9 protein-coding genes are annotated in these 14,045 nt (G+C 40.0%); 7 read left to right on the plus strand and 2 right to left on the minus strand.

The features are described from left to right. The first annotated feature begins 175 nt into the window (after positions 1-175). From IQ236_RS06910 to IQ236_RS06920, 3 genes are read left to right on the plus strand one after another with little or no spacing between them, the layout of a single operon-like run. Complete coding sequence (locus tag IQ236_RS06910; RefSeq protein ID WP_193868571.1) at positions 176-1,126, plus strand: thermonuclease family protein; 951 nt, start codon at positions 176-178, stop codon at positions 1,124-1,126. 12 nt (positions 1,127-1,138) lie between these two features. Continuing rightward, entirely contained in the window at positions 1,139-1,720 is a 582-nt protein-coding gene (locus IQ236_RS06915) for an NADPH-dependent FMN reductase (protein WP_193868572.1), read from the plus strand. A 39-nt stretch (positions 1,721-1,759) separates the two neighbouring features. After that, entirely contained in the window at positions 1,760-2,278 is a 519-nt protein-coding gene (locus IQ236_RS06920) for a heme-binding protein (RefSeq protein WP_193868616.1), read from the plus strand. 392 nt (positions 2,279-2,670) lie between these two features. Here the strand turns inward: IQ236_RS06920 and IQ236_RS06925 are convergent, their stop codons facing one another. Then, on the minus strand, positions 2,671-3,222 hold the full coding sequence (locus IQ236_RS06925; protein WP_193868573.1) for an REP-associated tyrosine transposase: 552 nt from the start codon (positions 3,220-3,222) through the stop codon (positions 2,671-2,673). 588 nt (positions 3,223-3,810) lie between these two features. Between IQ236_RS06925 and IQ236_RS06930 the strand changes: the two genes are divergently transcribed. Further along, complete coding sequence (locus tag IQ236_RS06930) at positions 3,811-5,766, plus strand: alpha-amylase family glycosyl hydrolase (RefSeq protein WP_193868574.1); 1,956 nt, start codon at positions 3,811-3,813, stop codon at positions 5,764-5,766. A gap of 60 nt (positions 5,767-5,826) precedes the next feature. Here the strand turns inward: IQ236_RS06930 and IQ236_RS06935 are convergent, their stop codons facing one another. Further along, positions 5,827-6,243 carry a hypothetical protein gene (locus IQ236_RS06935; protein WP_193868575.1) on the minus strand — a complete coding sequence of 139 codons (417 nt, stop codon included), beginning with the start codon at positions 6,241-6,243 and terminating at the stop codon, positions 5,827-5,829. Positions 6,244-6,444: 201 nt separating this feature from the next. On the opposite strand from IQ236_RS06935, the gene IQ236_RS06940 reads away from it, so the two are divergent. The 3 genes from IQ236_RS06940 to purQ all read left to right on the plus strand — a co-directional run bounded on the left by IQ236_RS06940 (position 6,445) and on the right by purQ (position 13,988). After that, a complete protein-coding gene (locus IQ236_RS06940; protein WP_193868576.1) occupies positions 6,445-12,903 on the plus strand; it encodes a DUF4347 domain-containing protein in 6,459 nt (2,152 codons plus the stop codon). Positions 12,904-12,947: 44 nt separating this feature from the next. Next, complete coding sequence (purS, locus tag IQ236_RS06945; protein WP_193868577.1) at positions 12,948-13,220, plus strand: phosphoribosylformylglycinamidine synthase subunit PurS; 273 nt, start codon at positions 12,948-12,950, stop codon at positions 13,218-13,220. 90 nt (positions 13,221-13,310) lie between these two features. Continuing rightward, the gene (gene purQ, locus IQ236_RS06950; protein WP_193868578.1) at positions 13,311-13,988 is read left to right on the plus strand and encodes a phosphoribosylformylglycinamidine synthase subunit PurQ; all 678 of its coding nucleotides are present in this window, start codon (positions 13,311-13,313) and stop codon (positions 13,986-13,988) included. Positions 13,989-14,045: the final 57 nt, after the last annotated feature.

Here is a 14,045-nt window from a genome sequence, read left to right on the forward strand (position 1 = left end):
TGCTCTTGCTGTCAATGAAAGCAGCAATAATCATCTAAATCACCACAATCCTTATATTTTAATTAATAAACTTCTGTCTATTCCCTGTTATCCTCTATGGTATTATAATCAAAGCTATTAATTCTAGTGTCAAGATAAATTGTATCATTTATAACTCAAAGGAAAATTAAATATTGTGGGAACTCGAATTAAAAACTTACAAGTCACAAGAGTCGTAGATGGGGACACTATCAAAGTGTTACTCAATGATAAGCGGGAATTTTTAAGACTCGATTGTGTGGATACAGAAGAAATACTCAACCATGATTCTAAACCTCGAACTAATGCCGGAATTGCTGCGGCAGAAATGGCACAACAATATTTTACAAATGAACATGGTTTTTTAACCCAAGTTGATATTGAATTTGATGGCAATGAACCCGCAGAAGTCTGTTTAGAAAAATATCGAGATCATCACGGACGATTAATTTGTTATGTTCATAAATATGGGGAAAACTTTAATTTAAAATTAATTAAGGAAGGGTGGAGTCCTTATTATATTAAATATGGACATTCTCGCTTATATCATCAAGAAATGATGGAAGCTGAAGCCGAAGCCCAAGCTTATAATCGCATGATTTGGAATCCTCAAACCAATGAACACAGTGGGTTTAGAAACTATACAATTTTAATGCCTTGGTGGTCATTAAGAGCTTCAATTGTAGATGATTTTCGTCGCTATGGACAACCCAATGGTGTGTTATCCGTGCGTTTAGATTATCCTAAAATTTTACTCGCCGCCATGAAACAACAATGGGTAACTATTTTCTGTGATTTACAGGAGGGAATTACCAAATGGATCGGGAATAGTGCTATTATTCATACGGGAACAAAAGACCACAATTTGAAATTATGGATTCCTGAAGCCACCGACGAAAAATATGCTCCCCTGGTTTATTTAATTAATAAACGGTATACCGGGTTAGGACGCGGCTATATTTATGTTAGTGGACAGGTGACGATGTATCGAGATAAACCCGAAATCACCTTAACCAGTTTGCAACAATTATCGGATTTTTGTCCGATTTTTCAGACGACAAGTTCGACAAATTCCCCGACTTTCATTTACAATAAAACCCAGAACTGATGAGGATAAATCATGGCAAATCCCCCCAAAATTCTCGCGTTTGCTGGTAGTGCTAAGGAAACCTCTGTGAATAAAAAGTTAGTTCAAATTGCCGCAGCCGGGGCAAAAGCAGCCGGGGCAGAAGTGACTTATATTGATTTGCGGAATTTACCGATGCCCTTATTTGATGAAGATTTAGAAGCGCAACAAGGAATTCCGGCAACGGTTCGTGAATTTAAAGATTTAATGTTAGCTCATCAAGGCTTATTAATTGCCTGTCCTGAGTATAATAGTTCAATTACACCGTTATTAAAAAATGCCATTGATTGGGCGTCTCGTCCTGAACCTAATTTACCCGGATTAGCTTGTTTTAACAATAAAGTTGCAGCCCTTATGAGTGCATCTCCTGGAGGGTTTGGAGGAATGCGGGGATTAGTTCATGTTCGGGCAATTTTAGAAAGTATTGGGGTGTTAGTTATTCCTGAACAACGTTCAATTTCTAAGGCGTTTGAAGCCTTTAATCAAGATGGCAACTTAAAAGATCCCCAACAACAGCAAGAGGTTGAAAATTTAGGAGCCAAAGTAACCACTTTATTAATGAAACTTTCAGCTTAAATTGTCGTTTTAAGGTGGGTTATTCCCACCTAGTTTGAGATTATGGCTTCTTTACCAGACGGATTTCCACAACCCACTCCCGTTGGAGTGATTGAAGTTAAACAATATCCCGCTTATCGAGGAGTAACCTATTTACATCAAGGGGATTTAACTCAAGCCACTCGCAGGGCATTTAATCCCCTATTTCAACATATTAGTAGCAACAATATTTCCATGACAACCCCTGTAGAAGCTCGGTATTTACAGAAGTCTGAATCTATCAATCAAGCCGAGGTTTCTTTTCTCTATTCTCATCCTGAAATTACCCCTCAACAAATACAATCTGATGTCAATGTCACCGATACCCCAACGATGAAAGTCGTCAGTATTGGTATCCAAGGCGCTTATACTTGGGAGAGTTATCAAATCCATTTACAACGGTTAAAAAATTGGTTAAAACAACATCCTGAATATGAAATAATTGGTTCTCCTCGTCGATTATTTTATAACTCTCCCATGACCCCTGAACATTTAAAATATAGTGAGGTGCAAATTCCAATTCAGGATTCTTTAACATAAAATATCATAATTCTTCATCATCCCCCGTAGGGTGCGTAAGCGCACGCGCACGCACCAATATTAATTAAAAGCGATCGCCTTTTTAATAATAACAACTTTTATTCATATTATTGATATTTCGCGATCGCTGTTTTTGGTGCGTGCGCGGAGCTTACGCACCCTACGGATGGGTAAATTAGAAGGTCTGAATACAAAACCACTAACCCAGTTAACTTTCCCATCTCTATATATACCAATCACCCCGTAGGGTGCGTAAGCGCACGGGCACGCACCAATATTGATTAAAAGCGAGATCACCTTTTTAATAATAACAACTTTTATTCATATTATTGATATTTCGCGATCGCTGTTTTTGGTGCGTGCGCTGTCGCTTACGCACCCTACGGGGTTTGTTATTCATAGTTTTCCGAATTAGGGAGATCAGGAATAAGATTTTTTCCCCAATCTTGAGGATAAATTCCTTTTTCTACAAATTGGTGAAAAGTAGAAAATTGCCATTGTTCAGGAGATTCACATAAACCATGTTTGACAGGATTATAATGAATATAATTACAATGGTTAGCAAAATCTTCTTCATTCCTGATCGTATGTTCCCAAAAACGAGTTTGCCAAAGGTTACTTTCCTTTCGTTTTTGACGAGATTTTGTTAAAGATAAATTTAAATTCAATTTTTCAGAATAATTTTGAGTCACATATTTTTTTATTTCTAAAATTCGATACGAGTAATTAGAATCTCCTTCCGGTAAAGTTAAAATAAAATGAACGTGATCAGGTAAAAGAACAATAGCATCTAGGAAAAAGGGACGGTGTAGACGGACATGATTTAAGGCATTTCTTAATCCTTCCCTTCCAATTTTACTACATAACCAAGGGTAACGTTGATAAGTGATAATGGTAATGAAATAAGTTCCTCCACTAACTCTCCAACGTCTATAATTCGGCATAAATAATCTCCTTAACTCTCCCATCTCTATATCAATCACCCCGTAGGGTGCGTAAGCGCACGGGCACGCACCAATATTAATTAAAAGCGATCGCTATTTTAATAATAACAACTTTTATTCATATTATTGATATTTCGCGATCGCTGTTTTTGGTGCGTGCGCGGAGCTTACGCACCCTACGGATGGGTAAATTAGAAGGTCTGAATACAAAACCACTAACCCGGTTAACTTTCCCATCTCTATATCAATCACCCCGTAGGGTGCGTAAGCGCAAGCGCACGCACCAATATTAATTAAAAGCGCGATCGCTATTTTAATAATAACAACTTTTATTCATATTATTGATATTCAGCGATCGCTGTTTTTGGTGCGTGCGCGGAGCTTACGCACCCTACGGATGGGGAAATTATAAGTTAAAATAGATGAAGGTGCGAATCAAATTCCGTAATAAAAATCAAAAGAGGGGTATAACTTACCTCAATCAATATATTCTTCTTTCTTTGGACAGATGTTGAATCTGCTGAAGGTGAATAATACTGAGGAGAAGGTGCAAACCCAACCATTAAATTTTTCTCCTATACTATCCCCATGTCAAATACAGTCTTTCCTCCCCAAGCTACATCCCCCAAAGAAGAAGTTTCTAGCGTTGAAGCTCAAAGTGAAATTCAGGAACTTGTTCAAGACCATAAGGCGGAATTTGATATTGATTTAGAGTTTCTTTATACCCGTGATATTGAATTTCGCCAAGAAACGATTTATTTTATTGTTGTAGATCGATTTTATGACGGTGATCCCAATAATAGTGAAGGCCCTAATCCTGAACTTTATGATCCAAAACAACAAGATTGGGGTAAATATTGGGGAGGCGATTTACAAGGAGTTATTGATAAACTTGATTATTTAAAAAACTTAGGAGTAACCGCAATTTGGTTAACGCCTTTATTTGAACAAATCGAAGATTTATTCTGTGAAACGGCGGCAGTTCATGGCTATTGGACAAGCGATTTTAAACGCTTTAATCCCCGTTTTATTGGCAAAGATGAAAACCCTTCTCTGAATGCGACTCAAGACACCCGTAACACAACTTTTGATCGCTTAATCGAAGAAATTCATAGTCGTAACATGAAGTTGATTTTAGATATTGTGTGTAATCATAGTAACCCCGATATTAGTGGAAAAAAAGGGATATTATATGATGATGGAGTCAAAATTGCTGATTTTAATAATGATGAAAAGAACTGGTATCATCATTATGGAGAAGTCACGAATTGGGAAGATGAATGGCAAGTCATGAATTGTGAATTGTCAGGATTAGCCACCTTTAATGAAAATAATATTGAATACCGAAATTATATCAAATCTGCCATTAAACAATGGTTAGATCGGGGTGTGGATGCGTTACGGGTTGATACGGTTAAACATATGCCAATTTGGTTTTGGCAGGAATTTAACGCCGATATTAAAACCTACAGACCCGATGTTTTTATCTTTGGTGAGTGGATTTATTCGAGTCCAGAACAAGATCGATCTGTGGAATTTGCCAATGAGTCTGGAATGTCGATTTTAGACTTTGGATTTTGTGTTGCAATTCGTCGAGCATTAGGCGCATTTGAAGAAGCCGGATTTCACTTAATTCAAGATGTTTTAGATTTGGATCATCGCTATTATAGTTCAACGGAATTGATTACATTTATCGATAATCACGATATGCACCGATTCCAAACCTTAAATCCTGATCCTGAAATTTTGCAAATGGCGATCGCTTTAATTATGACATCTCGTGGCATTCCGTGTGTTTATTATGGCACAGAACAATTCCTGCATAATGATACCAATGGAGACGGAAATCCTTATGGAAATAATGACCCTTATAATCGTCCGATGATGGAAACTTGGGATACGGATTCTCCCCTTTATCGAGAGCTTCGATTATTATCAGGTTTAAGACGCTTAAATCCTGCCGTATCATTAGGAAGTCAATGGCAAAAATATATTACTCCTGATGTTTATTGTTATGTTCGTCGCTATCGAGATTGTCTGTTATTTGTAGCGATGAATCGGGGAGAAACAGTAACTCTTGAAGAAGTCGAAACCGAGTTAAATGATGGAGAACATACGGATGTCATGTCTAAGAATAAATATGAAGTCAAAGACGGAAAAATTTATAACCTAGAACTCGCTTCTAAACAGGTCATTATTTTGTCTCAAGTCGGGGAACGTTTGAAAGCACAAACCATTGTTCGAGTCCAATTAAATGGAATTCAAACTCAACCCGGAGAACGAGTGGTTGTCATTGGGGATTGTCCTGAATTAGGAAATTGGGATATTGCCAAAGCTTATCCTTTAGAATATATCAATACCAACACTTGGTTTGGGGAAATTCCCTTTAATGAAAGTGCAGGGAAATTGATTAATTATAAATATGTAATTTTACGAGAAGGAACATCCCCATTACGCGAAAATTTAGTATCCCGTCGTTGGGTTATTGCCAATGAAGGTATTGTTAAATGGCGGGATCTTTGGGCATCAGGACGAGAATCATAAATCAGTTATCAAGTATCCGCATCATCAGTTGTCAGTTATCAAGTCTCCTGGTCAGAAGTGCTATTTCTGATCTGTAATTAACAGCCGATAAGGATTTTGATTTTGTTGACGATCACCGATATAAATGTTATAATTACCTGGGATTCCATAACCGGAATATTGTAAAATTCCACTGTTGGCAGAACCCTCTGGTAACATACAATAACGTCCGCTAGGGCCATCAATTAATAATGTAGGTGAACCAGAGGTTGTGACCATCACTCGCCAATACGGTAAATCTTCAGTAATTTCAATAATATGATTGGGGGTTTGAGCAATAAATCCGCAATCTTGACTATTAACAGGCCCTCCAGAGGTACCTGATAAGGAAAGAGAACCCCCTTGGGTCATTTGTTGGCGATCAGCCCAAGCGTTGGGTGCTAAAGCTAAAACCATCCCGAAAACACATCCCAATACAGTTAAATTGCGTAGTTTCATTTTTAAGCTTCTCCTGAAGTCAGTAAACCCTATTTAAACCATACTGACAGGAAATTAGGCTTACAGGTTCATTTGTTACTCCTAATACCTTGATCTGAATTGATACTGCATAAGTGATCTAGGGCTAGACATATATTCAATTAACCGTTTTCCAATTCCCACAACCTATTACAGGGATTAACTTTTGGGTTAAGTCTGGCTATGAATTCTTCCCCCCTTGGATTTGCATCTTCCTATTGTGCATCGACCTCTGGCACCACCTTAGTGTTTATCGATCCTAATGTCACAGAGTGCGATCACTTGCTAACAAGTCTAATTCCAAACACTCTAGGAATTCTTCTCAATGCTGATGAAGATGGGGTTAAACAAATTACCACATCCCTCAGCCGTTATGCTGACCGGACACCAATTACTGCGTTGCATTTGGTGAGTCATGGGAGTCCAGGTTGTATCCAACTCGGTAATATCGCGTTAAGTTGGATAACAATCGATTATTATGCTCAACAACTCCAACACTGGAAAAATTATCTCAGTCCTGATGCGTCTTTAATTTTTTATGGTTGTGAAGTTGCAGCACAAAGTCGAGGTGCAGTATTTATTGAAAAGCTGCGGACTTTAACAGGTTTAAATATTATTGCCTCAACTCAAAAAGTCGGAAATCCTCAATTGGGAGGAAGTTGGGAATTTAATATTAATAGCAATCATCTGAACACAGCCATCGCCTTTCAACCGCAAATTTTAGCAACCTACTCCGGTATATTAGAAACAGAACGAGTATCGGTTAGTTCAACCGAAATTCAAGGAAATAATGATTCAGGACGATTTTCTAATTCCGATATTTCAGGAGATGGACGTTTTATTGTTTTTGCGTCAAATGCCAATAATTTAGTTGCTGGTGATACCAATAACGCTACTGATATTTTTATTCGTGATCGAGATCCCGATGAAGATGGCATTTTTGATGAAGTTAATAGCGTTACCCGCCGACTTTCTGTTAGTTCTGGCGGAGTTCAAGGAAATGGCACTTCATCTAATCCCAGTCTATCAACTGATGGGCGGTTTGTTGCTTTTACCTCTAGTGCTAATAATCTAGTTGCTGGCGATAGCAACAACACTTCAGATATTTTTGTTCATGATCGTGACCCGGATGAAGACGGTATTTTTGATCAAGGGAATGGTATCACAACCCGTGTTTCCCTTAGTTCTGGAGGTATTCAAAGTAATGATATTTCTAGTGAAGCAGAAATTTCTGGCAATGGTCGCTTTGTTACGTTTACCTCAGAAGCAGATAATCTGGTTTTAGGCGATACCAACGAACTGGCGGATATTTTTGTTCATGACTTGCAAACAGGTAACACCATCCGTGTTTCCGTCAGTTCAGAGGGCACAGAAAGAAATGAGGGATTTAGTTTTGGCTTAGATAGCGATGATATCGGCGCACCGACTATTTCGGCAGATGGTCGTTTTATTGCTTTTCACTCAAACTCAACAAACCTAGTCGCCGAAGATATTAACCAAGCAACGGATATTTTTCTGCATGACCGTGATCCCGATGAAAATGGGTTATTTGACGAAGGGAACAACACCACCACCCGTGTTTCTGTAGACTCAGAGGGAAATCCCAAAACAGGGAATTCTGTTGATCCTGTCATCTCTGCTGATGGACACTATATCGCTTTTCAATCTCAAGATGAGCAGTCCTTATATTCTATTGCAGATCGCAGTGTTTTTGTCTATGACCGACAAACGAAAGTGAGTCAGCGCGTTTCCGTTATAGGAGGAAGAATACCAGAACCCAGTAATTTAGCCACCGGAACACCTGATATTTCAGCCGATGGACGGTTTATAACCTTTGTGACGTTTGGTAATAACCTGGTTTCTGGAGATACAAATCAAAAACAAGACGTTTTCATCCATGACCGTGACCCCGATGGAAATGGGGTCTTTGATGATGGTAATGCAATTACTAATCGAGTTTCCATTAGTTCAACGGGAAATGAAGGAAATAATAGTTCTGAATCTCCAGCTTTATCGGCTAATGGTAATTTTATCACATTTACTTCCTTTGCCAATAATTTAGTTGCTGGAGATACTAATAACACAACCGATGTTTTTGTAGCGAATACTCTACCAACCGGAAACCCAAAAATTAGTGTAGTCCGGGGAATTACAGCAACTGAAACGGGAGCATTTAATGGCACATTTGAAATTCTCCTTGATCAACCTGCACCTGCTGGCGGAATTACCGTTAATTTTAATCTCGCTGGAACTGCCTCTAGTGGGGATGACTATACTGTAGTTCAGGGAAATAATGTTACGAATTTAACTATTAATAGTTTGATTATTCCCGAAGGTGCAACAACCGCAACCTTAGAAATTAATGGCATTGATGATGGCGTTCCTGATGCTAATGAAACCATTCAATTAACCTTACAAGGGGGTACAGGATATGATCTCACCAGTTGGAATAATGCTAATTTATTTCTCTGGGAATCTTTAACTGTTGTCAATACAAATGATTCGGGTGCAGGTTCCCTACGACAAGCTTTAATTGATAGCTATTATTTACCGGGAACCGATACGATTAGATTTAATATTCCCACAACTGATCCGGGTTTTAATAATTTAACCAACACCTTTACCATTCAACCGGATTCTAAACTTCCCAACATTGCTGATTCCGTTATTATTGATGGAAAAAGTCAACCGGGATATATTGATAAACCCATTATTGAATTGGATTTTGGTAACGCAGTTACGGTTTCACCCATTGATAGTTCAATTACATCTTCTACAACTTCTGGCTTAACCCTTACCGCAGGCAGTAGTACCATTCAAGGTTTAATTCTTAATAACTCTCAGCTTCCTGCTATTCAAATTAGAAATAAAGGGTTCAATTTAATTGAAAATAACTGGATTGGTACGAATGAAACGGGCACAGAATCCGTTCGAGATGATGGCTGGGGAGGCGGAATTTCTATTTTGGACTCTGCGAATAATACCATTAAAGATAATGTCATTTCTAGCAATGCTGTACCTGGAATTGGTAGTGGAGAAATCAGTATTACTGGGGGAAGTGCGTCTAACAACAAAATTATTGGGAATTTAATTGGTACAGATTATACAGGTACAGTTTTCCTAAGCGATAAAAGTTGGGGTATTACTCTTACTGATGCACCTAATAATATTATCGGTGGAAAAACCCCAGAAGAACGCAATATTATTGTTGCTAATTTCGGAATTTTGATGGGTTTATTAGCACCTGGTTCTCATAACGAAGGGGTTGCTAGTGGAAATAAAATTATTGGGAACTATATTGGCACAGATATTACGGGAACTCTTGCATTAGGTCGGACTGGAATTGATGGCAGCTTGGGTTTAGCACTGTTTGACAATTTGAATTATACTGAAGATCTTCCTCCTAATATTATTGGAGGTACAACTGCTGCTGAACGAAACATTATTTCTGGGAATAGTGTTGGTGTCATTTTTCAAAGTTCAAAACCAGCATACAACTTAATTGGTAATTATATTGGAACTGATCCAAGCGGAACAATTGCGGTCGCAAATGGAACAGAAACAGACGGTGCTGGTGTTATTATTGCGGGTTCTAATCTAACAATTGGTGGAAAAAATTCCGGTGAAGGAAATTTAATTTCGGGTAATACCGTTGGTGTTTTAATTTCTGGTGATCCCGGAATTCCTGATGATGTTGCTAATAATAAAATTTTAGGTAATTTAATTGGAACTCAAGCGGATGGTACTTCTCCGTTAGGGAATACTCAACAGGGAATTTTAGTTCAAGGTGCTGGAATTGGTAATATTATTGGGGGAACAGAAACAGGCGCGGGTAATACAATTGCTTTTAATGGCGGAAATGGCATTGAAATCCAAAATACAGATCGTTTTGCCATTTTAAGAAATTCTATTTTTGACAATAATAGTTTAGGCATTGATTTAATTGATGCTGCTAATAATAATCAAGTTGCACCTTCTCTGATTTCGGCAATTTCTGCCAATGATAAAACCACCGTTAAAGGGAGTTTAAATGATACCCCAAACACAACCTTTACCTTAGAATTTTTCTCAAATTCTATTCTTGATCCTTCCAGTAACGCTGAAGGAAAAACGTTTATTGTTTCTAGTACCGTGACCACCGACACCACAGGAATAGCCAATTTTAATTTAGAGCTTCCCGTTGATATATTAGAAGGTCAATTTATTACGGCAACAGCTACCGATCCTAATAATAACACTTCTGAATTTTCAACAGGGATTGAAGTGTTTCGTGTTGATATTAATATTGTTCCAACTGATGGAAATACAAATATTAGTGAAGATGGCGCTACCGATCAATATAATGTTGTATTAACACGACAACCGACAGCAGATGTTGCGATCGCAATTAATCCCGATAGTCAGTCAACCACCGATGTTTCGACTCTAACATTCACTTCCGCTAATTGGAATATTCCTCAAACCGTTACAATAACTGCGGTAGATGATACAGAGGTTGAAGGTGAACACGGTAGCATAATTCAGCATAGTGTTACAACAACGGATGAAAATTATGCTGTGGTTTCTATTCCTGCGATCGCAGCTACAATTACAGATAACGATATACCTCAACCAACACCAACACCAACTCCTCAACCAACACCAACACCAACTCCCCAACCAACACCGGAGCCTACACCGGAGCCTACACCGGAGCCTACACCGGAGCCTACACCAACACCGGAGCCTACACCGGAGCCTACACCGGAGCCTACACCGGAGCCAACTCCCCAGCCTACACCGGAGCCAACTCCCCAGCCTACACCCATACCAACTCCTCAACCTACACCCATACCAACTCCCCAACCTACACCCACACCAACACCTACACCCACACTGACTCCTCAACCAACGCCTACACTGACTCCCCAACCTACAGCAACACCAACTCCCCAACCTACACCCACACTGACTCCCCAACCAACGCCTACACCTACACCTACACCTACAGCAACACCAACTCCCCAACCTACACCCACACTGACTCCCCAACCAACGCCTACACCTACACCCACACTGACTCCCCAACCTACACCCACACTGACTCCCCAACCTACACCCACACTGACTCCCCAACCTACACCCACACTGACTCCCCAACCTACACCCACACTGACTCCCCAACCTACACCCACACTGACTCCCCAACCAACGCTGACTCCTCAACCTACACCCACACTGACTCCCCAACTAACGCTGGAGTTAACTCCTCAACCTACACCTACACCAACTCCTCAACCTCAACCTACACCCACACTGACTCCCCAACCAACGCCTACACCTACACCCATACTGACTCCTCAACTAACACTGGAGTTAACTCCTCAACCTACACCTACACCAACTCCTCAACCTACACCCACACTGACTCCCCAACCTACAGCAACACCAACTCCTCAACCTACGCTCCAGCCTACACTGACTCCCCAACTAACACTGGAGTCAACTCCCCAACCTACAGCAACACCAACTCCCCAACTAACACTGGAGTCAACTCCTCAACCTACACCTCAGCCTACAGCAACACCAACTCCTCAACTAACACCGGAGCCAACTCCTCAACCCACAGCAACACCGCCTATAGAAACTCAAGTTTCTTTAAACTCTGCAATAAGACAACAGAAAGAGTTTGACATTTTTGACCCGACTAACTTTATTATTCCTATCGTTTTCCCCACCTTAAAAACGGACTTGACAAATCCGATATCCCAAACTTCCAGTGATGAACCCGATTATCTTGTGGGAACCTCTAATGCTGATAACATCTTTGGTTTAGCCGGAAGCGATTATATTAAAATGGGTGATAGTGATGATTGGATTCAGGGAAATCAAGATAGTGATTTTATCGATGCTGGAAGGGGTAACGATACAGTTTTAGGAGGTAAAAATAGTGACCAAATTAACGGCGGTGAGGGTGAGGATAAAATTTTCGGTAATCTAGGAAATGATACGATTTCCGGGGGACTAGGAGATGATTGGCTCAACGGGAATCAAGAGAATGATTGGCTCAACGGTGGAGAGGGAGCCGATCAAGTCTATGGAGGTCAGGGAAATGACCAATTACAAGGGGGTTTGGGAAATGATACCGTCTCTGGGGATCAAGGATCTGACTTAATAGAAGGAAATGAAGGTGATGATCTTTTGGAAGGTGGACTAGATCACGATACACTGTCTGGGAACTCCGGTGATGATAGCCTTTATGGGGGTCAAGGAGATGACTGGCTCGATGGTAATGAGGGAAATGATCTGTTATGGGGAGAAAGCGGAGACGATACCTTGGATGGGGGTGAAGGGAATGATCAACTCAACGGAGGTCAAGGTAACGATGTGCTTGTGGGTGCACAAGGAATAGATAGTTTAACCGGAGGTGAAGGTCGCGATCGCTTTGTCCTCATTCCCGGCTATGGCTGGGATCTGATTATGGATTTTCAACAGGGTCAAGACTTACTGGTTTTGAGCGGAGGTTTGACTTTCGAGCAAATTAGCATGATTCCCTCTGCTGACGGGGTAACGATCCAAGTTGGGTTAGAAATTCTGGCTCTTTTACCCGGAGTTAATATAAACTTATTCACGGTTGAGGACTTTGTTTCTTCAGTGATCTAATAAAAAGTGATAATAAGAACTGTGCAGTTTAAGGAGGGATTGTTGTGACCCATCACTACCAAGCTAGAATTTATATTACCCTCCGTCCTTCTGTTCTTGATCCTCAAGGCGTGGCGGTCAAATCTGGCATTCAACATTTGGGATATGACAATGTTGAACAGGTGCGAATTGGTAAATATATAGAAATGACGCTTTCTGCAACCGATGAAGCGGAAGCGAGAACCCAGCTTGACCGTATTTGCGATCAAGTATTGGCAAATCCTGTGATTGAAATTTATCGATTTGATCTGACGGAGGTTGCAGCCGTTACAGCTTAATTTCTGAACAGGTGGGTTGATCAAAGATGAGGTGAAATATCTTTTTTTGATCAACTCGTTTCTATTTGTAATTTACTACATAAATTAACTATGAAATTTGGCGTTATTGTTTTTCCGGGTTCTAATTGCGATCGAGATGTGGCTTGGGTAACTCAAGGATTATTGGGACAACCCACCCGCATGATTTGGCATGAAGATACGGATTTATCGGATATTGATGTGGTGGTAATTCCGGGGGGGTTTAGTTATGGGGATTATTTGCGTTGTGGTGCGATCGCAAGGTTTTCAACCGTGATGCGTTCAACAATTGAACACGCCAACCAAGGCAAATTTGTCCTGGGAATTTGTAACGGATTTCAAGTGTTAACAGAAGCCGGATTATTACCCGGTGCGTTAGTTAGAAATCGGGATTTACACTTTATTTGTGAGTCTGTTCCGTTGACAGTAATTAATAATAATAGTCCCTGGATGTCTGAATACCAAGCTGGGGAAGTGATCAATTTACCCATTGCTCATGGAGAAGGGTGTTATTATGCGGATGAAAACACTTTAGCAGAATTAGAAGATAATCACCAAGTTCTATTCCGGTATGGAACAGATAAAACCCCAAAACCTGAAGAAAATCCTAACGGTTCTTTAAATAATATTGCTGGAATTTGTAACCGTCAAGGCAACGTTTTAGGAATGATGCCTCACCCAGAACGTGCTTCTGATCCAATGTTAGGAAATACGGACGGAATTAAGTTGTTTAAAACCGTATTGCGTTAGGAATTATGTCCCCTATCCCCCAAACTCTCTTCTGAAAGGTGAGGGGGAAAATAATTC

It is taken from the genome of Planktothrix mougeotii LEGE 06226, assembly GCF_015207485.1.
In the GTDB taxonomy this organism is placed as follows: domain Bacteria; phylum Cyanobacteriota; class Cyanobacteriia; order Cyanobacteriales; family Microcoleaceae; genus Planktothrix.